The sequence below is a fragment of the Zarconia sp. genome (genome assembly GCF_057467645.1).
On the sequence record NZ_JBRJXU010000102.1, the window covers coordinates 43,334 to 66,067 of the forward strand.

Sequence of the window (22,734 nt, forward strand, 5' to 3'; positions counted from 1 at the left end):
TTCAATATTTCAATTGTCTTCCAAATGGTGCCTCATCGTACAGAGGACTCGATCGGACTAGATGTTTGAGAAACGGAGTCGCACTCTAGATGAGGTTGCCAGGGAGATCGATCTGGGTTGCCCGATGCGACGATTAGCTCGATTTGACCGCGATCGTTGGTTCTCCATCCGGTTGCTTCTACCAACGGCACAGGGGGTGGTGCGGATTCCTCCGGTTCGGCTGCCGTTGGACTGGGAGTCAGGCGGCTTTGGATTTCTCCCAAACGAGTATCTCGCCATACCGTCCGCGATTGTATAGGTTGGGTGGGGTCTTCGGGAAGTCCGCCATTGCCAGTGATAGCAAACCGACTGCGGGTGGCGATCTCACAGCGATTGCTGACTTGGGTATTGGGGTTGAGGGTGTCGCCATCCAAAGCAACGAGTCCCGACGCTGCATCTACATCGGGAGTTTGGATTTGTACGATACCGCTAAATTCTGCTCCCAATGCTGAGGTGGCGGTAATATCGCTCTCGGGGGTGGGTGCATCTCGGAACTGAGTGCCGAAGATGCCATCGGCCGCAATATTCACCTGTCCGCCAAAGCTTTGTTCGGCGTTGGCACTGATATCGCTGTTTTCCAATGCCACCAGAGTTTCGGTATTGAGATTGATATTCCCTCCGATGGCATCTCCCGTAGCATTGGTGGTGATGTTACTGCCCCGACGCAGGCGCAAATCGGCGATATTGAGGGTAATGTTTCCTTGGGTTCCTGCTTGCAAGTCGGCGTTGAGGCTCGCGTTGGTATCGAGGAAGATGGAGTTGGCATCCACGTTCAGGTTCCCCGCACTGCCGAAACCCGAATTGCTGACGCTAATTTCTCCCCCATTACGCATAGTGAGAGTATCGGCATCAATATCGATCGTCCCGGCAGCAAAATCCGTTTCCGAAAAAGCAGCAATTCGGCTCGGAAATCGACCATCTTCAGAAATACCACTGACATCAATTTCATTCACTTGCAAAGTTATATCTCCAGCATTACCATCTCCTAGGGCAAAAGCAGTAACCTGTCCTCCATCAAAAATCCGCAAACGTTCTGCATTAACGGTGAGATTACCTCCATTTCCCGTTGCACCGACATCCACACCCACTGTTAAACCGCTAATTGAACTATTGAGATCGACTAAAGCATCACTCACCTCTATTTCTGTAGCCCGAACTGTTATATTTCCCCCATCTCCAGCGCCTAAAGTTGAAGCCGTAATTGTTCCACCGTCAGCAATCTGCAAGATTCCAGTTTCAATGAGTAAATTTCCCCCATTACCCGTACTTCCGGGTTGAGGATTAACAAAGACACCACTAAAGCCGATCTCTTCCGATCCATCAGAAGGTCTAGAACCCATAATTTCCACTGTTTGTGCTGTAATTGTTACATTGCTACCATTTCCAAAATTAGCAACGGCGGCACCAAATTGTCCCCCATCTAAAACTCGGAAATTATCCACATCAAAACTGACATTACCTGCATCTCCTTCGCCAATCGTACTCGCAGAAATAAAGGCAAATCCTGACAGCGTAAAATCTGGCGTTTCTACAATTAGATCGTTACCTCTAGCACTACCAAAGGTTCGTGTTGATAGTTGACTAAAAGAAGGACGATTTGTGCGAAAATCATTATTATCAATGGCTTCCCTGATATAACTCACTTCTACCAATTCTGTCGCACGAATTCTTAAAATCCCCCCGGATTCATTACCAGAGGTATTCGCCAAAATTCCCGAACCTTGCGTAACACTGACTCGCCTTGCTTGAATCTCAATATTTCCACCGCTATTCCCACTAGTATCGAGAAAAGCGCTGTCGGTTAAATTAATGTCTTGAAATGCACTGACCTCTTGGTAGTTTAACGTCCAACCCGATTCAATCGGTACGATATTAACTGAACTATTAGCAGCAACGCTTCCGAGTTCAATGCGACCCGCAGACGCCGTTAAACTTCCCCCAGGAAAGTCTAAATTTCCTCCCACGAAGGCAATGGTTTGTCCGGCTTCGACTTGTAACCCGACGATCGATTCAGCAACTGGATCGCTGACTTGGGATCGAGTCACAATGGGTTGGGCTGTCGAACCAAATTGCAAGCCGATGGGAACGTTAATGCTCAGTAATGATGTCGTACTGGTATCGGTGGCACTGAATTCTGCGTTATTGTCAAACACCACACTCTCTGCGGTGCTTCCCAAAAACGAACCACCAATGTCTAAACTGGCGTTGGGTCCGAATTGAATGCCGTGAGGGTTAATTAAAAACAGGTTCGCCGTCCCATTGGCGCGAATTAATCCGTCGATATCGGAAAAGTTGCCTCCAGTGATGCGGGTAATGATATTGTCGATGGTGAGAGCATTATTGAAGAAAGCTTCTCCTCCCGTGGGGATAGAAAAGTCTTGAAAACTGTGGAAAAGATTGGTTCCGGCGATCGTTCCTCCTTCAATGATCAGGATGTTGCCGTTGGGAAGAACCACTGAATTATTGGGTAGGGTGGCATCGGGAGTAATCTGCGCATCAGCAGGTGCGGTGACGATTGCTAAAGCACAAACGGCAGCAGAAACTAGCCCATGGGAAGAGTTAGCTGGTTTCATAAATGCTTCTGAGTTAATGTGAGTTGATGGGGTTAGAAATTGGGAGAGTTTCGATTGGCGAACTCAGCGTGGGATCTTCTCGCGCCCGAGGTCAAGGGGATATTGCCATCGAGGCGATACCCAACCAAAAACTCGAGATTTTATCGATATTTAAATTATCTTCCACATCGCACCTCATCCTACATGAGACTCGATCCGAGCAGATGTTTGAGAAACGGAGTCGGATTCTATAGCCGTTGCCACTTCAGTTATTGGAGTTTAGACAAATTTAATCGCTCAAACGCTCAAACCCTTATCCCGAAACGATTTGAGCGTTGAACGAGTGAGGGAACGATCGAAAAACTAAAACGCTGACCCCGTCAGGCTTGTCGCCGGTTCGATCGAGATTTTGTCTAAACTCGAGTCAGTTAGGACACTTTGATAATTAACCCGTGGTCTTTCTCCCCCTGCTCCCCCCACTCCCACCGCGATTGCCTGCTCATCCTCACGATGTCCTAATTGGTCTGGCGGTTGCTATAGATGGGCGTTAAGCAATTGGCCTTTGACCAAAACCTTGCGACGAACGCCGTTTGCACAAACAAGCTCACCGGGGCAAATTCTGACGGGGATTGAAGGTTTCGATGCGGCGCAATTGCTCGTAAAGTTCCCGTTCTCGATCGCTCAAGTTCTGAGGTAAGGCGATTTGCACCTCCACGAACTGGTCGCCGCGATCGCCCCGAGGGGTCGGATATCCTTTCCCCGACAGCCGCAATCGCTGACCGGATTTGAGACCTTGGGGTAGCGTCATTTTCACCAACCCGTCGAGGGTTGGCACTTCCACCCGACCGCCGAGTACTCCCTCGCTGGGAGTCAGGGGCAACTGGCAAAAGATATCGGTTCCTTCCACTTTGAAAAACCGGTGGGGGGGAACGGTAATTTTGAGATAGAGATCGCCGCCGTTGGTTCCTCTGCCTTTCAGGCGCAACCGCTGACCGTCGACGATACCACCGGGCATATTCACTTCGATCGAGCGTCCGTCTTCGAGGCGAATGCGTTCTGGTCCCCCTCGATAGGCTTTTTCCAATGGTAGGGTCAAACGGGCTTCGATATCACGCGGGGTATTGTTCGCCGAAACTGTATAGGCGGTTTTCGTCGTTTTGGGGCGAAACGCACCGGGGGAGTCGATGCGCGAACCCGGAGGCGGTGGGGGACTATTGCGGGTGGGGGTTGCCCCTCGGTTGAGCAAATCGTCGAGGAAACTCTCGAAGGTGGGGTATCGATCGAAATCTCGTCCGGTGGCGGGGCTTTGACGGGGAACGTTCGTCCGGTTGCGCTTGCTGGGGGTGCGTCCGGCTTTCTTTTGCTGCCAAAATTGGCTGAAGCGATCGTACTCTTGCCGGCGACTGGGATCGGAGAGAATTTCGTAGGCTTCGCCGATGTCTTTAAATTTATCCTCGGCGGCTTTATCTCCCGGATTTAGGTCGGGATGGTATTTTCGCGCCAATCGGCGATAGGCTTGTTTGATTTCATTTCCCGTTGCGGTGGGGGCAATCCCCAACAGTTGGTAGTAATCCCGAACATTCTGCATGGTAATTCCGTTCGACCCGTCAAGGGCAAATTGCTTGCAACACCCGCGCGCTTGTCGATTTTGCCACGATCTCGTCGATCGGCGCAAAACCACAAATGCAACAGAGGCGATCTCGCCTGGGGTTGGGACGATCGATTTTGGCCGCGATCGCTCCCATCAAGCGATCGCCATTTCCTTTTTTACGCCACCTGCAACTTTGAGCCCAACGACCGGGTGACGGAGGAGACCCATTTCCTCTTTCCCCTTCTCCCTTTCCCTTTTACCCCGCTTTGTCAGGTGTTGGAACATTAAGTTGCACATCGCGTTTTTTAGAACCAATCATCGTCATCATCATCCCATTTTTCATCATACGCATTGGTGCGCGGCATCCGCGACGTACCCCCCCGAGGTCGACGCTGTTCGAGACCGTAGTTGGGATCGTCGTCCCCAGTAAAGGTGCGGCGAATCGCCCCGAACAAATCGTCGTCGTCTTCTTCCATCGCGTATTCGGTCACTTCGCGACTGAGTTCGTAGAGGGCATCTTGGAGGTTGGAACTGGTAATGTCGATGCCGCGATCGTCGTTGCGGGCGAGGCTATCGCGCAAATCGAGAATCAACGAATCGATGCGGCGGCGAGTGCCTTGGGCAAACTGCAAGCCAAAATCGAGAGCCACCGTCCGCAGTTCCCGTTCTGCACGGGCAGCGAGGGCTTCGGCACGGTTGCGTTGGTCGACTTTTTCTCGACGCAGGCGATCGACATCGGCAAATTCCTCTGCTTGGCGGATGGCTTCTTCGACTTCCCGTTCGCTGAGGGTAGATGCCCCTTGAATGGTAATACTTTGCTCCCGTCCGGTGGCTTTATCCAGGGCACTCACTTGTAAAATTCCGTTGGCATCCACGTCGAAGGAAACTTGCACTTGGGGAATCCCCCTCGGGGCCGGCGGAATGCCCGTCAGCCGAAAACGACCGAGGGATTTATTATCGTTGGCCATTTGCCGTTCCCCCTGGAGAACGTGAACTTCCACCTGGCTTTGATTGTTTTGAGAAGTGGAGAAAATATCCGATCGCCGCACGGGAATCGTGGTGTTGCGGGGAATTAGGGGTTTCATCACCCCGCCTATGGTTTCCAATCCCACCGACAGGGGGGTGACGTCGAGTAAGAGGACATCTTGAATGTTGCCGGCTAAAATCCCCGCTTGAATCGCCGCCCCCACGGCCACCACTTCGTCGGGGTTGACGTTTTGGTTGGGTTCGCGATCGATAATACTGCGAACGATCCGCTGGACTAAGGGAATCCGGGTGGAACCGCCCACCAGCACCACTTCATCGATTTGACGGGGGTTGAGTTCGGCATCAACGAGGGCTTGCTTCACCGGCAGGCGCAGGCGGCGCACCAGGTCTTGACACATGGCTTCAAAATCCCCTCGCGTGAGGCGAGTTTCGATGTGTTTGGGACCTTCTTCCGTGGCGGTGATGAAGGGGAGGTTGATATCGGTCACTCCCACGCCGCTGAGTTCGATTTTCGCTTTTTCCGCCGCTTCCGTGAGGCGTTGCAAGGCTTGGCGATCGCGCCGCAAGTCGATCCCTTCCGCTTCGAGGAATCCTTCGGCCAGCCAATCGACAATTTTGCGATCGAAATCGTTGCCCCCCAGTTGGGAATCGCCACTGGTCGATCGCACTTCAAACACGCCGTCCCCGACATCGAGGACCGATACGTCAAAGGTTCCCCCCCCCAAGTCGAAAACCAAAATCGTCTGCGCCTCCCGCCGTTCTAACCCGTAAGCCAGGGAAGCCGCTGTCGGTTCGTTGAGAATCCGCTTGACTTCCAACCCGGCAATCCGCCCCGCATCTCGGGTAGCCTGTCGCTGGGAATCGTTGAAATAGGCGGGTACGGTAATTACGGCCCCGGTCACCGGTTCTCCCAGGTAGCGGCTGGCTTCGTCGGCCAGTTTGCGCAGAATCATCGCCGAGACCTCTTCCGGGGCGAAATCGCGCTTGAGTCGGGGACACTTGATGCGGATATTGCCCGATTCGTCTTTGCGGATGGTGTAGGGAACCCGTTTCGAGGTGGGGTTGAGTTCGCCGTACTTGCGACCGATAAATCGCTTGACGCCGTAGAACGTATTTTGAGGATTGAGAACCCCCTGTCGCCGCGCCATCTGACCCACTAAGCGTTCGCTATCTTTACTAAAGCCGACAACGGAGGGGGTCGTTCTCATCCCTTCTGCATTGGCGATCGCGATGGGTTTACCACCTTCCATGACAGCGACCACAGAGTTGGTTGTCCCCAGGTCAATGCCGACTACCTTTCCCATAATTCCTTCTGCTTTCTCCTCGTGGATCGGGCCGCCCTCAGATTCGATCGGACGACTTCACTAATTGTATTAACTTATATTTGGCGCCGATTTTGAAGTGCCGAATACCGATCGCCACTTTTTGAGCAAGGGAAGCTTCGCAGGCTTGAGGAGCTTTTGGAGGTTTCGCAAGCACAGGAGGTACGGGAAGAATTGACAATAGATAGTGAGATGGTGGGAGCATCTTGCTTGAGTGTTCCTCAATCTCCCTTGTCTCCTAGAGTTTAGACTAAACAATGCGATCGCCAATCCACCCTTGCTCACCGGATATGATTGTTCATCGATCGTCGGCGAGCAACTTGAATCGGATTTTCCGCGAAGATGACCAATATTGATTTTGCCCACCCTACGCCTCAAGATTCAAATCAGGATCGATCGGTTATCGAGATTTGATCCGATCGTCGAGTATTACCGGGAATGATACGACAGGAGATTGTGAATATATTCGATGAGAGCGATTAATTTTTTGTGTAAAGCCTAACACTTTAATGCAAGAAACAATTTGATTTTCATTAGCTACACAAAAGTTAAATTCGGATTTTGCCGAATATATTGTCAAAATTAAGATAGTAAAGATTCAGGTTTAATGTCAGATAAAGATTAGGTCACAATGGGTAAGATCGCGTTAAAAAAATATTTGATTCAGTTGAAGAAGATACTGCTAAACCCGCCCTTAAAGAATTTTTCCTTGAAACCGATAGCTGAATGCTTACCTAAAATTTTGATTTAAAGAGCTATAGATTTAAAGCCGATAGATGACAGATTATTTCAGAGAAATCGGGATTTATTTCAACGAAATAAATCCGCGTTGAAACCCTCTTTAATTTATTTAATGCTCAAAAACCTAATAAAGTGTGATACCTTATCAAACAAGATTGCTAATATGACACTTCAGGGCATTGCAAAATACAAAAATATTGGGCACAGTATCTACCCTATCGAGAAATTGAATTAAGTTTCAATTGAGAACTATTCTGTTTTACACATCATTCATAGCAGAAAAACGGTAGAACAAACGAATATGACTAGTATGACTCCAGAAATTGTAGCTGCTATTGTTGGCGCAGCTGCTGGTAGTTTATTTTCATGGATATCAACCAAGAATGACTTAGGAAACAAAAATGAATTACTTAAGGCACAAGTTCGAGACTCGAATGAAATAATCAATCAACTAAATTCAGAACTTTCCTCAGAGAAACAACAAGTACAGGCGCTATCAGACTTTAAAAGTAAATACGAAGATTTTCGAGATAAATACAAAAATGTAAAACGAAAACTACAAAAATCAAGAGTTGTAAGAACCTATTCTCAGCCTGTGATTATTGTCGGTCCACGAGCAGTCGGAAAAACATCTCTATTAAATCAATGGCATGCTCCCTGGAATCACGCAAGACTGAACTCGACTTTCTCCCATAAAGTCAGCACAGTACCAATTTACGATTTTGATCGTGATAATACCGAACCTCATTTTGCCGATCCAGATATTCGTACTGATGTTCGCATTCATCTTCAATTAAAAGTACATGATTTTCCTGGAGAACTGACAGCACAAGAGAGTGTCATTGAGCAAGCACGTCAGGAAACTTTAGAGCTTCGCCAAACAACAAATAAAAGTCTGGGTATCGTTTTAATCTGTATGTTTGATGCTACAGATGTTGTCACAGGCTTATCATCTTCAGCTAATGAGTACTACAATGGAGAATTATTTGCTAAGCTGAGAGACTTAGTTGCAGAGACAAGTATAAAAATTGATAGACTCATTCTAATCTTCAATAAATTCGATCTTATTAAGCCAGACTTTGCTCGAGACGATCGAACTTTTTTGAAAAAAGTTCTTAATGTTTACAAACCCATAATACAAAGATTAAGAGGAGTTTGTAACTCGGAAAAAATTTGTGAAGTCATTACTATCCTAGAGCAAGACGGGATCAGAGCTAACAATCGCGGTGGATCTATTGTTTTAGGTGAATGTGCTAGAAAATTTGTTGAGGTAATGGCAGGTCAGGAAGCAGCTAAAAAAGTTGTAACAGAAGATGCTTATACAATGGGTGAAGAACTATTTTAAAATGCAAAGTCTTGAGTTTTTTATTGTAAATTTATTGAAAAAACTACAACTATAATAGTATCAGTATTTATGGATTAAGTATTAGCTAGCCTCTCCCAACACTATGGTCTTAAATTTATATTGTTTAACAAACATCCGGTGGTCGGTTACGGGACTCATTCAAAAGTCTGGGTTTTTCCGACCAATTATTTCCACGCCTAATCCACCCTACTAAATATAAGTTTGCTCGGTGATACTCTTGGGGGTAGTAAATGAACTGTGTAGAGACAAATGAAACATATACTTAGACTTAACGTTTTTGGCAAAGGATATACTCTCATTTCTGGTGAACCACCTACATATAAAGAGTATTCCCTTGGCCTCGAATCTGACGGTATCTCTAACAACTATTTATCTGCCGAAAGCAGAATTGATAATATGTTAGAAACTCATCTATCGAGATGGAAATTTTGTGTCGTTAATTTAGATCTGAATGAGTTACCTGTTGTTGCATATGGTTGTTTATTAGCGATTGAAGATGAGTATAATCGCACTGGCGTCAGTTTTATCCATGCTATAGAAAGTGAAAATCCCGTACAAATAGATGAGATTGCAATTTGTATAATAAAGTCACTATCTAATCAAAATATTTTAAAAATTAATCAAGTCTTACGAGGACTCGCACAAGGAAATCAAACACTAGATGAGACATTTAAGTTTTTAACTGCTAATTTCAAAAAAATAAGTTCACAAAAAAATAGCTTTTTAACTCAGTCAGGGGAACCGATTAAAGAAATAACACATGATTGTGGTGGTTCCTCCGCAGTTGCTTGGCTAGGTATGACTAGATCGCATTTAAACTATCCTCCACCTTGGGAAATTTACGATCTATATTCAAGTCAGACAGGCTTTTTTTCCACTGTCTCTTCACTCACTATGGTATCAACAAGTTTTTTCCTTTCTCAATATCTAGATGAACAGATTCCCAAACTCAGATCTATGATTGGAGCGAATGGTGCTAAGACTGTCGAAAGTCAAAGAATAATACCATCTTCTACCTCTTTAAAAGAGATAAATAAAAATGCTATAAGCTCAAATGATGAATCGATAAATTCACAGAAAATAGATACAAAAAAAATAGTAACAAACAAAATAAATAAACATATTTTATTTAACAATTTACACATGCCAAAAAATACATTTAACTGGAATAAAAATTCTAAAATACTTTGTTTTATTTTAGCAGTATTTTTATTGACTGCTTTAATCATTTTATTTCAGGGTTCGATTTATCAATATTTTTTTTATTTAAATAAAATTAAAATAACGCCCAAGCCCATTATCGGAAGAGTTGATTTTACACAAACCCCTAATTCTGCTGTGAACTTACTTTTACAGAATGAACAATTTCAGGTCAAACATAATACACGTGGTATGACCTTGGGAGATGGTATTGATGAAGTGACAATCTGGAATTTTGACCTATCATCAGTTAACACAGTAGATCGATTAGCCCATGCAACTCTAACCTTAGATCTAACTCCTAAACATCGAGGAGTTACAACTGATTCATTAAAAATAGAAAATCTGCCTGATATTACTCCCAATGAGATGAGAAATCTCCCGATTGGAGAGACTAGCACTATTACAATTCAGCTCGAAGACTACTACGATCCTAAAGAGATCGTCAATGCAATTAATCATGTGATTAACAACCGTGGTGGGGTTCTTGTTATGCACTATCAGGATGATGCGGTAATTTCCAGAGCTGAGTTGGTTTTGCAGATTCTCGCCAAGTAAGCAAACATCTAAACTCCAGTTGTCTCCTCATCCCTGCGTCACCACGTCCTCCCCCTTCCCTTATTTTCACCTTTCCAAATTCCGAATTCAAAATTCCGAATTCAAAATCGCCTCCACCGCCATCCCCCAGCCTTGGCAACCCACCGCCGGGGCAACCTGCCATCCCCGGTTCGCTAAACCGGGATGGGGGCCGTTTTTGCCGGGAATAATGGCGGGAATATCCACCACTTCCAGCATCGGGTGATCGTTGGGAGAGTTACCCAAACCGATGGTGAGAATCTCTGCTTCCGGAACGACTTGCCGATACTGTTCCACCAACCAACGTACGGCTTTTCCTTTCCCCGCAGCCGCCCCGATGAGGTGGGAAAAGCGATCGCCCACGGTGATGTGAAAACCCAGTTTTTCCCCCTCGCTGGCGATGGTTTCCGGGGGAATGGTTTTCGGGGTGACAAAGGGTTCGGTAAATTCCCGCGTTTGCGCCAACTTCACTTCTTCCGAGGGCAATCCCGTCAGTTGTTGCACCTCTTCAACGCTTAAATCTCCAAATCCCCGTAAGGTTTCCCCTAAAGCTGCTGCCAGTTGAGTGAGGGTTTCGCGGGCTTGAGGGTAGGTGCAACCCAGACGCATCAGGTGGTAGTCTCCCCATTCTTCGCATTCAGACACATCGAAGCGGCGATCGCCTTTGGGGAGAAAGATGCCACTGCCATTTTCAACGATAAAGGGTTCGGTAAGACCGATTTGCTGGTTCAGGCTTTCGACTTCCCGACGAGTTTTGCTGGTGACGGGAATGACCGGAATTTGCTGAGATTGCAGCTGATGAATGACGGGGAGGGCACTGTCGTAGCGGTAATCGTCGGGATTGAGGAGGGTTCCGTCTAAGTCGGTGAAGATGAGGATGTGGGGGTTGGGTGAGTTTTTGGATGGGTTTTTGGATGGGTTCATGGGCGATTGATGGGGAACAACCATCACTCAGGGTACTACGGTCCCTGTCATATCTATTGGGAGACTCTTGAAGGTGGGTTTTTGGGGGGCTTCGGAGGCTTTGTGGGCTTGGGGGGCTTGGGGAGCTTCGGGGGCTTCGGGGGTAGAGGAAATTGACAGTAGATAGTCGGAGCATCTTGCTCCCATTTCTCCCTCACCGCGTCACCGTCTCACCGCGTCCTCTTTCTTCCTCACCGTGTCACCGTCTCACCGCGTCCTCTTTCTTCCTCACCGCGTCCCCACGTCTCCGTTTCCCATTTCTTCTTCACCGCGTCACCGTCTCACCGCGTCCCCGCGTCACCGTCTCACCGTGTCACTGCGTCCTCTTTCTTCCTCACCGCGTCTCCCTCCGCTCCTATTCCCGAAGAACGATCAACTCCGAAAATAGAGCGATCGACAACAGATTGGTGCTTGAAATCGGGAGATAGACTTATGAAATTGCCACAATTACAGACCCTAAAAATCCTTAAGATTTGCTTTATAAATGGGGACATTGTTGAGGGCATACGGGAGATTTGAGGTCGTCGAGACTTTTAGTATTTTCGAGCGACTGTCGTTCCATGAAAATGATGATAATTTAGAATCGCTGTCGCTCGATCGCGGACTAAAAACATGATTCAAATTCTCGATTCAACATTGCGGGAAGGAGAGCAAACTCCCGGAGTTTATTTTTCTCCCGAAACGAGATTAGCGATCGCCCAAATTTTAGATCGAATTGGTGTGGATATTATCGAGGTTGGAAATCCCGCTGTCAATCCCGAAATTGCCACCTCTGTTACTCAAATTTCTCGAGCGCGACTGAAGGCTAAAATTGGTGCCCATTCCTTGTGTCGCATTCGGGACGTACAAAAAGCGATCGATTGCGAAGTTGACTTTTTAGGGGTGTTTTTTAGCGTTTCCAAGCAACGATTAGAACGGGACTACAATCTCCATCTCGAAGCAGCGATCGAGAAAATTGTTGAAGCGATTGCCTATGCAAGATCGCACAATCCCAATTTATTAATTCGATATACCCCAGAAGACACCGTTCGCTCGTCGATGGCGGATGTAATTGCCGCCGCAACAGCCGCAGTGGAAGCTGGGGCAAATATTATTAGTATTGCCGATACCACGGGGTACGCAACACCATTTCATCCCGATCGCAGTTATGCTTATTACGTGCGTGCCTTAAAAGAAGGATTGGCTGCTCGTCACCTATCACCACAAATTGAGGTACATTGTCATAACGATCGAGGATTAGCGTTAGCCAATGCCCTCGACGCCTATCGTGCGGGCGTTGATATCATTGACGTAACCGTAATGGGGCTTGGAGAGCGTTCGGGGATTGTCGATCTTTCCGAACTTCTCATTAACTTACTTGAAACGATCGAGCCAGAATTAAAATGGCAGCTTAATTATATCAAAAACTTATACGATTTGGTTAGTCAATATTCTTCGATTTCGATTCCGCCCCATCGCCCGATTGTCGGCAAAAATGCATTTACCCACTATGCCGGGGTTCACGTCAATGCAATTGCTAAAGATGAAGCGCTCTATCAAAGTTTAAATCCAGCAATTTTAGGGATGAAAAGTCAGTTTGCCCTGGGGATGCAATCGGGACAGGCGGCTCTGAAAATGGCACTAGAGCAAATCGGAAAAGAGGCACTGACCGACGATCTATATTTAGTGACGAAGATGCTCCAAGAAATTAAAGAAATTTCTAAGCGAGGAACGCCAATCGATATCGAGCGCGAACTTCCTCAAATTGTAGATCGATGTTTGTTGAGTCAAACGATCGCTCAATAGACATCTGGAGGAAAAGGGGAAGAGGGAAAGGGGAAAGGGATAGAAAACATGAATTCGGTATCAAAATTGATTTAATTTTTTATTTCTGGAGATGTCTAAGAGACATTTGGAGGAAAAGATTGCTCTGGCCAAAATATGTCGGGATGTTTCGCTGCGCGGATCGTGCATAATGTCTGCCAGACGATCTCGCTTGATTCTGCGATAAAAATTAATATTTTTTTTATAAAAAGTTATAATTATTCACGACAACTTCAAATTGTCACAAGACGAGACGTTAAGTCATCAAGACATGATAGTTCGAGCCAAAACTCAGGAAGCGCCATCGAGTTCGATCGAAGAACAACCCAAAGCCGCAAAATGGTGGGCGATGTTGGGAATTAGTGTGGGTGTCTTCCTGTTTGCCCTCGACGTCTACATCGTCAATCTCGCCTTGCCCATCATGGTGGAATCTCTCCACACCGACTTTGCCACCATTCAGTGGGTGATTTTAAGTTATCTATTGGCGATCGCCGTTTTCGTTCTCAGTGCCGCCAAACTCGGCGATCGATTCAGCAAAAAACGCCTGTACGTCATCGGACTACTGGTGTTTACCCTCGGTTCGTTGCTGTGCGCTCTTGCTCCCACCGTTGAATGGGCGATCGCCTGTCGCTTCCTCCAAGGACTCGGTGCGGCCTTTCTTTCGGGATTGGGAACGGCAATGCTCGTAGAAATCTTTCCCCCTCAACAACGCGGATTAGCCTTAGGGATTCGATCGGGGGTATTCGGACTCGGAATTACGATCGGTCCCACGGTGGGTGGGTTACTCGTCGCCCTCGGTGGCTGGCCCTTGATTTTTTGGATTAACGTCCCCATCGGTATCATTGGCAGTATCGCGGTGGCTCGTCTGGTTCCGCCATGTGCGCCGGGTTGCGTTTCCCAACGGTTCGATATTTTGGGAACTCTAATACTCACCGTCGCGTTGACTGGTTTTAGCCTCGGAACCACCCAAATTCAAATGCAAGGGTTTGACTCTCCCGTCGCCCTTGGCTTGCTGGGTTGCTCTGCCATCGGCTTTATCGGTTTTTTAATCGTGCAAACTCGCATCCCCGAACCGATGGTGGACTTGAAGTTATTTCGCTCGATCGAGTTCAGTATGGGATTAATGCTGCGATTTGTCGGTAACTTCGTCATGGCTGGGGCGATATTTATCTTACCCTTCTTTCTAGAATTGGTGCAGCACTACAGCGCCGATCGTACCGGGTTGTGGTTGGCGGTTCCTCCCGCGATTATCGTCTTAACTGCTCCCGTGGCGGGGTGGCTGGCCGATCGCATCGGCACCCGAATCGTCACCGCTACCGGTCTACTCTCGATCGCCCTCGGATGTTTCGTCATGGGAACGTTCGATGTCGAATTCACCCTAACGCGATATCTCGCGGGAGTCGTACCTTACGCCCTCGGTGTCGGACTCTTCCAATCTCCCAACAATAGCGCCATTATGGGAGCTGCACCGAAAGACCGTTTGGGTCTGGCTTCGGGATTGTTATCGCTGTCGCGAATTTTGGGGCAAACCGCCGGAGTTCCCCTCGCTGGGGCTTTATTCTCCTTCATCACCCTTGCCAATAGCCCATTGGCCAGCCATCTCGAGGTCACCCGCGCACCGGTTGAAGCCTTGGTTTTGGGCATGCAGGCGGCGTTTCAAGCCCTAGCAGCTCTATCGATAGTTGCAACCCTGGGGGCGGCTATTCTTTGGTGGCTGCACGAACCTTTCTCCAAGTTTTGGAACCCCAAAAAAATGTTGGAACGTCAGCTAGAAGAGTTAGCACGATCGGGGAATTTAGAGGAGAAAACGCCGCCATTACTAGAGTTCGAGCCTGTGCAAAATTTGTCCGACTCTCAGCGAACGCCAGGTGGGAAAGCCCGGTAATAGACTTAGGCGCGAAAATGAAAATTGATGGCAATTTTCGCGCTTGAACCATCAATTCGTACCCCCGTTCCCTGTTCCCCGTTCCCTCCGACCCTCTTTTCCTCGAGAGGTCTAACTTCGGTTTGCATGGGAAACAGTTCCGGCTGTAGGTGAAAGTTGAGAAACCTTACCCGTTGCGAAAGTACTCAATTCTTTATCCCATTGCTGTGATAAATTGAGAACAATAATCATTCTTATTTTGGCTTTTCATGGTCAGTCAAGTCTCCCGTTCGCAGTCCGCAACCAGCCCATTAGCCGGTAATTCAGAGCAACTAATGCGGCTTCGCCATACCTGTGCCCATGTATTAGCCATGGCGGTACAAACCCTGTTCCCAGAGACTAAAGTCACCATTGGTCCCTGCACAGATACGGGGTTTTACTACGACTTCGACCGGGCTGACCCGTTTACGCCCGAGGATCTGAAGCGCATCGAAGCCGAAATGCGGCGCATCATTCGGGCGAATCTACCGATCGTGCGCGAAATAGTGGAACGGGATGATATCCGCGTTGAGATCGAGCAACTGAACGAACCCTATAAGCTAGAGATTCTCGATAGCATTCCCGCCGATGAGCCAATTACCCGCTACTACATTGGTTTCCCTGACCCACTGCCAGCCAATGCAGAACCGTCCCTGTTCAACCTGCCATCGATCGAGGTCCCGGATTCTGATACTGCAACTCCCTGCTGGTGGGACTTGTGCGCAGGTCCCCACCTGAGCCGCACCGGTGACCTGCACCCCAAAGCCTTTGTTCTAGAAAGTGTGGCCGGAGCCTACTGGCGGGGCGACGAAACTCAACCGCAGCTCCAGCGCATTTACGGCACTGCCTGGGAAACTCCAGAACAACTAAAGGCTTATCTGACGCAGAAAGAGGAAGCCAAACGCCGCGACCATCGCAAATTGGGACAGGCATTAAATCTGTTTAGTATTCAAGAGGCTGCTGGGGGCGGACTGGTATTCTGGCATCCTAAAGGAGCCCGCATGCGCCTGTCGATCGAAGACTACTGGCGTCAGGCCCACTTAAAGGGTGGATATGAGCTGCTCTATACCCCCCATATTGCCAATCGAGACCTCTGGCAGACCTCAGGGCACCTCGACTTTTACCAGGAGAACATGTTTGAGCAGATGGCTGTGGAAGTGCAACAGTATCAGCTCAAACCCATGAACTGTCCCTTCCACGTGCTGACTTATCAGCATCAGCTCCATTCTTACCGGGAGTTGCCGATTCGCTGGGCCGAACTGGGTACGGTGTATCGCTACGAGCGATCTGGGGTGCTCCATGGGCTAATGCGCGTACGCGGCTTTACTCAGGATGATGCTCACATTTTCTGTTTGCCAGAGCAGGTGACAGAGGAGATTTTAGGGGTACTGAACCTGACAGAACAGATTCTGTCGGACTTTGGCTTTACCGACTATGAGGTGAATCTTTCCACTCGTCCGGCCAAGTCTGTGGGCAGCGACGACATTTGGGAACTGGCAACTTCGGCTTTGCAAAAAGCACTCGATCTCAAAGGGTGGGCCTACGTAATTGATGAGGGGGGTGGTGCCTTCTACGGTCCAAAAATCGATATTAAGATTCAGGATGCCATCGGTCGGCTGTGGCAGTGCTCGACCCTGCAGGTAGACTTTAACCTGCCGGAGCGATTCGATCTGCACTACGTCGCGGTGGATGGCTCCCGGCAGCGTCCGATTATGATTCACCGGGCAATTTTTGGCTCTCTGGAGCGATTCTTCGGCATCTTGGTGGAAAACTATGCAGGGGATTTCCCTCTGTGGCTGGCTCCGGTGCAGGTGCGACTGCTGCCGGTAAGTGATGCTCAGCGAGACTACGCCGAGCGGGTGGCTCAGACGTTGCAACAACAAGGTTTGCGAGTGGAGGTGGATGCCAGCGGCGAGCGTCTGGGTAAGCAAATTCGCACCGCAGAATTGGAGAAGATTCCGGTTGTTGCTGTCATCGGTCAGCGAGAAGTGGATTCTCAGACATTGAGTATTCGCACCCGTCAGAGTGGTGATTTGGGCTCGCTGACGGTGCCAGAAGTAGTCGAGAAATTACAAGAGGCGATCGCTCAGAAGAGTGCTTGCTAGCTCTCATCTTCTCTCCAGCTCCAGCAAGGTCTGCTTCCCTTAATCTTTCACCAATGGGTGTGGGGAATATAGCCGTCGCCAGAGCAATTAGGACACTCGTGAAGGAGAGTTCGGGGGCAACGGGTGCTTTGGGAGCAGGGGGGGAAGACTTCAGTCAGAGCGCACAATTGTCTGGTGTTGTCTGCGCTCTTTGTGGCGACTGCTATAGAAAAGCGTCATCGTTGATTCTGGTGAGTTAAAAATTGAGGTGTTCGAGAGAAAACTCAATCTCATGTAGGAGAATCATGCTTTCCCACCCATCCCCAATCGGGGAACTTCAGCTTGACTGGGGATGACTGCCAAAAGCTTAACGCGAATTCACGTTATATATAAAGAATTGTAAAAACTCGGCACCGATCGCAGAAAACCCCACACCGGCAACCCGAAGCTTTTATAGGAGGGTCAGTTCTCCCACTGTTATCGAGAATCCGTCGATGCTGGGTATTCCAGGGTTCGAGGGGTCCACTGCCACTACCATAGATTATGCCTGAGGAGTCCGCCGATTTAGATCGGCGATTAAAAGAATTAGCGATCGTTGCTCAAGAGCATCCACCGAAAAGTCGCCAACGACGGTTAGCATTAAATCAGCTTTGTGCGGAACTTTTAAAACCGGGTCGTTTGGTCGTTCCCGCCGTGCCATCTGAGTTCGATCGTCGGGAAATTCATCAAGAAGCCCTGAGTTTGACGCTATTAGAAATTTGTCAAAAAATTGACAGTTATAATCCTAAAAAAGAGGTGCGTCAATGGTGTAACTTTTTACTCAAAAAACGCCAAGCCGATGCCATGGCCAAATATCGCAAGCAAGGATTGACATCCGTGCCAAAAAATGGATCTACATCGAGGAATGCTTCTTCAGATTCGCCTCGAGATCGAGGGGGAAAAGGAAGCTTTTTAGGGGTGAGCGCGCCGGAGGATTTAGAAAATATTCTCAGTTCTGAAGAAACGCGATCGAACTCGAGGGAACTTCGGCAATTTATCGAAGAAGATCCCGATGGGATCTTCAGTCGAGAACACGTTCGCGATCGACCCGATGCGAATTTAAAATTTTTGGCGATCGCTCATATTTGGGAAGATCGAACTTGGTCGGAAATTTCTGAAGAGTTACAACTTTCAATTCAAACAATTTATGGTTTCTTTAACAAAAAAATGCCAGATTTTTATCCATTATTTCGGGATTATTTAAGAAAATAAAAGTTATCGAAACCTATTCTATAAATTCTCAGTCTTATGAGGTAAAACCAAATTCTATTTCTGATTTCCCCCGACCCAATTTCCGATTTTCTAAAAACAGAAGTTCTGTACTTCATGAGGCGCGAGAAGGGCGATAGATACATTCAAGATTAAACCCGAGCCAAACGATTCCGACCCTCCAATTCAGACCGATCTCATCCGTACTCAAGATCTATAATGCTTTTAACCATGACTCGCTCAATTCCTTTTACGGTTCCTCTGACTGGAGAGGATATTCAAACTGCTCGCAAATGGGGAAGCACTCAATTTCATCCCCATCGCGCTCAGGAAGTCTATGCCAACGTTCTGGCTTCTGGGGCAGTTCGATTTTACCTCAAATGTATGGAAATTCAAACCGAAGAGTTGAAGAATTTCGATGGTTCTACAGCTGCTTTTGAGAATTTTTCAACCCTTGAAATTTCCGGCATCGGTCAACTCGAATGCTGTCCGATTTTACCCGGCGATCGCACCGTGCGAATTCCCGCCGAAACCTGGGGCGATCGCCTCGGTTACATGGCCGTTCGGTTGGACGAATCTTTCGCCAATGCCGAACTTGTCGGATTTATAAAAAAGGCAACCCGAGAAATGGTATCTCTCGATTCGCTAGAATCCCTAGATAATTTTTTAAACTATATTTGCGATTTAGAAGACGCGATCGACTCTCAAAAAAATCGCGATCCCATTAAACTCTTTCAATGGTGGAACGACGCATTTGAAGCTGGTTGGGAAACCCTCGAATCGCTATTTCCAAAGACTCAGCTAGCGTGGCGGTATCGCGGTGTGCCGACGCCAACCTCCGATCGCTCGATAACCCGTGCCAAAATCCTAAATTTAAACATCCAATATCCCATCGCTTTAGCCATCGAAATGGTGCCGATGGAAGACTTGGACATGGCAAACTCAGAAGTTGAAATTTGGGTCAAACTCTACCCCCTAGAAACCGATACCCATCTGCCGGAAAATCTGCGACTCTCAGTCCTTGATGAAGCCAACATTGAAGTCATTCAAGCTGAAGCCCGAACTACGGAAAACATTCAGGTGAAGTTTATTGCCGAATCCGGAGAACGCTTTGGGGTTCGAGTTGCGTTTAATGAGGCGATCGTGACAGAATCCTTTCTAGTTTGAAGGGAAAGCGATCGCCATGGCAAAGCTTGTGGTTCTGAAACTCAGCGGCACTTTAGAATCGGGCTTTGAGGTGGGGTTGGAACTCGGCGAAGACGGTCAAGTGCCGGATTTAAAACTTCACGGTCAATTACCCGCCAACCCCCAACTTGCCGAGCGATCGTGCCAGCATTGGGACGAAACCTATCGCGATTTGGGCAAAACCTATCGCATCAAGCAGCCGGAAGTCTTTTACGGGGGTCATGTCAACCGGCGAATTGAAGAATGCAAGCAGTCGGCAAAACAACTCGAAACTGACTTCAATCGATGGCTGAAATCCCCATCGTTTCAGCGGATTCGAGAAGAATGGCGGGGTTTCGTGAGTCGCCCCGAAGAAGTGCGGGTGTTGGTGCAAACTCAAGATCCCATGGTGGAAAAGCTGCCGTGGCACGAATGGGATTTATTGAAACGAGACTACGAGAAAGGGGAAATCGGGCTGGGATATTGGGAGTATCGGCGGCGAGAGAGGCGATCGTCCGGTGCCAGAGAGAAAGTGAGAGTGCTGGCCATTTTCGGTAGCAGCGAGGGAATCGACCTTCAAACCGATCGCCAACTACTCGCACAACTGGGCGATCGCGCCGAAATTGACATTTTCATCGAACCCCAACGGCAGCAAATTAACGATCGACTCTGGGAACAGCACTGGGATATTATTTTCTTCGCCGGACATAGCGAAACCCAGGGTAACGAAGGGCGACTGTATCTCAATGCCAACGATAGCTTGACGCTGGGGGAACTGTGGTACGGCTTGCGAACGGCGACCAACAACGGCTTGCAACTGGCCATTTTCAATTCCTGCGACGGTTTGGGACTGGCGCGATCGCTCGATGATATCCTCATCCCCCAGGTTATCGTCATGCGCGAGAGAGTGCCCGATCCGGTGGCACAAGCATTTTTGCGATACTTTCTGCGGGCGTTTGCCAGTGGGAAATCGTTGTATCTGTCGGTGCGGGAAGCACGGGAACAGTTACAGGGGTTGGAGAAAGAGTTTCCCTGTGCCACGTGGTTGCCGGTGATTTACCAAAATCCGGCTCAAGTGCCGTTAACCTGGGAAGAATATCTCCGATCTCCGGTAGCCGATCTCCGGGCATCTCCCCGACGGTTCGGCACCGTCGGGAAAACAGCTGCCATTGCGGCTGTATGTGGGTTGGGGGCGATCGCCTATCCCGCTGCCATCCACCCCGTCGGCGTGCGTCTCAATCGATTGGGGGCGGAAAATATCGTGGCCCAGCGATTCGATCGGGCGCGATTCTATTTTGAACTGTCCCTGCGGTTGGGGGCAAACAAACCGAGAGTACTCAATAACCTCGGCTATCTCTACCAGCGAATGGGAGAGTTCGATCTCGCTCGAGAGAAGTTCCACCAATCCAAACTGCTCGGCGATCCGTGGGGGTGTAACAATGAAGCCTTTCTCGACATTTTAGAGGGAGACTACCAACGAGCAGACCAGTTGTTGCGCGGCTGTTTGGGACCAATGCAGCAAACCCAAAGCGAGCTGGGAGAGTATCTGGTTCGCAAAAACCTGGGCTGGGCGTTGCTGATGAAGCCGGGAACCTGGAAACTGGGAGACTATCGCGAAGCCGAGGAACACTTAGCAACGGCGATCGCGATCGAACCCGAAGGCGGAACGGCCAATTGCCTGTTGGCGCAAGTCTTGGAAAAACTCGATCGACCCGAAGCTGCCCTCGAGGAGTGGCAATCGTGCTGGCAATTCGTTCCCGATAATGTCGTTCCGGAGTCGGAGTGGAAAAAGATGGCTCGGCAACGGTTGGAGCAGGCTTCGGGGGCTTCGGGGGCTTCGGGGGCTTCGGGAGCAGGGGAGGCGGTGGGAGAGTGAATGGACAATGGACAATTGACAATTGACAATGGGCGAGTCGCGACGCTCTTCCTTGTCACCGCGTCCCCCCATCACCCCACACCCCACACCCCATTCCTCAACAAATGAATCTTTTCTGAAAATTATGAGTGCGATCTGAGGAAAATTGAGTTGGTAAAACGTCGGGACTTCGGTAGTTTATGGGAGAACGTTATCCTGTCTACTGCGAGATCGACGATGCAATACTCACAAATGCCCTTTGCGATCGCCACTTTGCTACTTTCAAGTGCGTTGGCATTCGACCCTCAACATCGAGATTGGCATACCCTGCCAGCCATGGCCGCACCGACGGAAGAATGCCGATTGTACGGACAAATCGAAGTACTAGAAGGGGGGGGATCGATCGTATTGTCCGATCGCTCAGAACGTCCCCTCGCACCGGGAAGTGAGCTATGCTCAGGCGATCGAGTCAAACTGGTGGCTTCTTCGAGGGCGATCGCGGTTTGCGCTGCCGATGGGATGGCGCGCAGTTTACCCGTGGGAATTCCCGCCTCTGTCACTTCCATCTGTCCGGCAGTGGAAGAGTGCGATTCCAACAATACCAACCCCGGCTGCGGTCGCAATCCCGATATTTTCGATACCAATGCCCTCCAAATTCTCAGCCCCCGCGATACGGCACTGCTGACGGCTCAACCCACGATTCGCTGGGAAGAGGTTCCCGGTGCGAGTGGATATACAGTCACGCTAGAGCAAGGAGAGGTGATTTGGGGACCGATGGAAGTTGCCGGGACGGAAATCGTCTATTCTGGGGACGCACCTTTGGATGCGGGACCGAGTTACAAACTGACGGTGATGGCCGATAACGGTTCCACGGCGACGACTCGGTTTAATCTCCTCAGCGAAACCGATCGCGCAGACACACTCCAGATACTGGCGATGCAACCCACCGATGCCATGGCAGAGGTTCCGCCCCAGGTTTACGTGTACCTGGAAAAAGGCTTGTGGGCGGAGGCGATCGAGTTTTTGGAAGGGGCGATCGCATCGGGGAATCGATCGGGTGCGATCTACCTTCAGTTGGGGGAATTGTACAGCACCATCGAATTGCTCGGGCGGGCGGAAGAGGCCTATTTAGCGGCGATCGATTTGACCGCCGTGGAAGGTCGCCAAAAAGGAGAAGCCTTGACCCGCGTGCGGCTGGCGCACGTGTATCGGAGAATGGGTCGAACGGAGGAGGCGATATCGCAATTGAGCGAGGCGAAAATCCTCTACGAACGGGTGCAAGATGGAGATCGGGTTCTGGAAGTGGAAGAGTTGTTAGAAGACTTTTAACCCGCTGCCGA

13 protein-coding genes are annotated in these 22,734 nt (G+C 48.9%); 9 read left to right on the forward strand and 4 right to left on the reverse strand.

Translation table 11 applies throughout. The features are described 5' to 3' along the window. Positions 1-32 precede the first annotated feature (32 nt). The 3 genes from AC2215_RS15285 to dnaK form a co-directional block, all read right to left on the reverse strand. A complete protein-coding gene (locus AC2215_RS15285; RefSeq protein ID WP_486810878.1) occupies positions 33-2,612 on the reverse strand; it encodes a two-partner secretion domain-containing protein in 2,580 nt (859 codons plus the stop codon). 583 nt (positions 2,613-3,195) lie between these two features. Next, entirely contained in the window at positions 3,196-4,179 is a 984-nt protein-coding gene (locus tag AC2215_RS15290) for a DnaJ C-terminal domain-containing protein (RefSeq protein ID WP_486810879.1), read from the reverse strand. 308 nt (positions 4,180-4,487) lie between these two features. Further along, positions 4,488-6,473 carry a molecular chaperone DnaK gene (gene dnaK, locus AC2215_RS15295; RefSeq protein WP_486810880.1) on the reverse strand — a complete coding sequence of 662 codons (1,986 nt, stop codon included), beginning with the start codon at positions 6,471-6,473 and terminating at the stop codon, positions 4,488-4,490. 1,069 nt (positions 6,474-7,542) lie between these two features. Here dnaK and AC2215_RS15300 point away from each other — a divergent pair. Both AC2215_RS15300 and AC2215_RS15305 read left to right on the forward strand, forming a co-directional pair. Then, positions 7,543-8,577, forward strand: a complete 1,035-nt coding sequence (locus AC2215_RS15300; protein ID WP_486810881.1) for a GTPase domain-containing protein — start codon at positions 7,543-7,545, stop codon at positions 8,575-8,577. A gap of 270 nt (positions 8,578-8,847) precedes the next feature. Then, complete coding sequence (locus tag AC2215_RS15305; protein ID WP_486810882.1) at positions 8,848-10,356, forward strand: hypothetical protein; 1,509 nt, start codon at positions 8,848-8,850, stop codon at positions 10,354-10,356. An 87-nt stretch (positions 10,357-10,443) separates the two neighbouring features. Here AC2215_RS15305 and AC2215_RS15310 read toward each other — a convergent pair whose 3' ends face one another. After that, on the reverse strand, positions 10,444-11,298 hold the full coding sequence (locus AC2215_RS15310) for an HAD-IIB family hydrolase (protein ID WP_486810883.1): 855 nt from the start codon (positions 11,296-11,298) through the stop codon (positions 10,444-10,446). A gap of 651 nt (positions 11,299-11,949) precedes the next feature. Between AC2215_RS15310 and AC2215_RS15315 the strand changes: the two genes are divergently transcribed. From AC2215_RS15315 to AC2215_RS15345, 7 genes are all read left to right on the forward strand, one after another. After that, positions 11,950-13,122, forward strand: a complete 1,173-nt coding sequence (locus AC2215_RS15315; protein ID WP_486810884.1) for a LeuA family protein — start codon at positions 11,950-11,952, stop codon at positions 13,120-13,122. Positions 13,123-13,411: 289 nt separating this feature from the next. Beyond that, a complete protein-coding gene (locus AC2215_RS15320) occupies positions 13,412-15,025 on the forward strand; it encodes an MFS transporter (RefSeq protein WP_486810885.1) in 1,614 nt (537 codons plus the stop codon). Positions 15,026-15,273: 248 nt separating this feature from the next. After that, positions 15,274-17,148 carry a threonine--tRNA ligase gene (gene thrS, locus AC2215_RS15325; protein WP_486810886.1) on the forward strand — a complete coding sequence of 625 codons (1,875 nt, stop codon included), beginning with the start codon at positions 15,274-15,276 and terminating at the stop codon, positions 17,146-17,148. 522 nt (positions 17,149-17,670) lie between these two features. After that, positions 17,671-18,378 carry a hypothetical protein gene (locus tag AC2215_RS15330; protein WP_486810887.1) on the forward strand — a complete coding sequence of 236 codons (708 nt, stop codon included), beginning with the start codon at positions 17,671-17,673 and terminating at the stop codon, positions 18,376-18,378. A gap of 228 nt (positions 18,379-18,606) precedes the next feature. Next, complete coding sequence (locus AC2215_RS15335) at positions 18,607-19,542, forward strand: DUF1822 family protein (RefSeq protein ID WP_486810888.1); 936 nt, start codon at positions 18,607-18,609, stop codon at positions 19,540-19,542. A gap of 16 nt (positions 19,543-19,558) precedes the next feature. Further along, a complete protein-coding gene (locus AC2215_RS15340; protein ID WP_486810889.1) occupies positions 19,559-21,415 on the forward strand; it encodes a CHAT domain-containing tetratricopeptide repeat protein in 1,857 nt (618 codons plus the stop codon). A 216-nt stretch (positions 21,416-21,631) separates the two neighbouring features. Then, positions 21,632-22,723, forward strand: a complete 1,092-nt coding sequence (locus AC2215_RS15345) for a hypothetical protein (RefSeq protein WP_486810890.1) — start codon at positions 21,632-21,634, stop codon at positions 22,721-22,723. Positions 22,724-22,734 lie beyond the last annotated feature (11 nt).

What these genes read in the sequence shown, in the direction of transcription:
- AC2215_RS15305 (WP_486810882.1), top strand. Translation starts at nt 8,848, where the DNA reads ATGAAACATATACTTAGACTTAACGTTTTTGGCAAAGGATATACTCTC.
- AC2215_RS15320 (WP_486810885.1), top strand. Translation starts at nt 13,412, where the DNA reads ATGATAGTTCGAGCCAAAACTCAGGAAGCGCCATCGAGTTCGATCGAA.
- AC2215_RS15335 (WP_486810888.1), top strand. Translation starts at nt 18,607, where the DNA reads ATGACTCGCTCAATTCCTTTTACGGTTCCTCTGACTGGAGAGGATATT.
- AC2215_RS15290 (WP_486810879.1), bottom strand. Translation starts at nt 4,179, where the DNA reads ATGCAGAATGTTCGGGATTACTACCAACTGTTGGGGATTGCCCCCACC.
- thrS (WP_486810886.1), top strand. Translation starts at nt 15,274, where the DNA reads ATGGTCAGTCAAGTCTCCCGTTCGCAGTCCGCAACCAGCCCATTAGCC.
- AC2215_RS15300 (WP_486810881.1), top strand. Translation starts at nt 7,543, where the DNA reads ATGACTCCAGAAATTGTAGCTGCTATTGTTGGCGCAGCTGCTGGTAGT.
- dnaK (WP_486810880.1), bottom strand. Translation starts at nt 6,473, where the DNA reads ATGGGAAAGGTAGTCGGCATTGACCTGGGGACAACCAACTCTGTGGTC.
- AC2215_RS15315 (WP_486810884.1), top strand. Translation starts at nt 11,950, where the DNA reads ATGATTCAAATTCTCGATTCAACATTGCGGGAAGGAGAGCAAACTCCC.
- AC2215_RS15285 (WP_486810878.1), bottom strand. Translation starts at nt 2,612, where the DNA reads ATGAAACCAGCTAACTCTTCCCATGGGCTAGTTTCTGCTGCCGTTTGT.
- AC2215_RS15340 (WP_486810889.1), top strand. Translation starts at nt 19,559, where the DNA reads ATGGCAAAGCTTGTGGTTCTGAAACTCAGCGGCACTTTAGAATCGGGC.
- AC2215_RS15345 (WP_486810890.1), top strand. Translation starts at nt 21,632, where the DNA reads ATGCAATACTCACAAATGCCCTTTGCGATCGCCACTTTGCTACTTTCA.
- AC2215_RS15310 (WP_486810883.1), bottom strand. Translation starts at nt 11,298, where the DNA reads ATGAACCCATCCAAAAACCCATCCAAAAACTCACCCAACCCCCACATC.
- AC2215_RS15330 (WP_486810887.1), top strand. Translation starts at nt 17,671, where the DNA reads ATGCCTGAGGAGTCCGCCGATTTAGATCGGCGATTAAAAGAATTAGCG.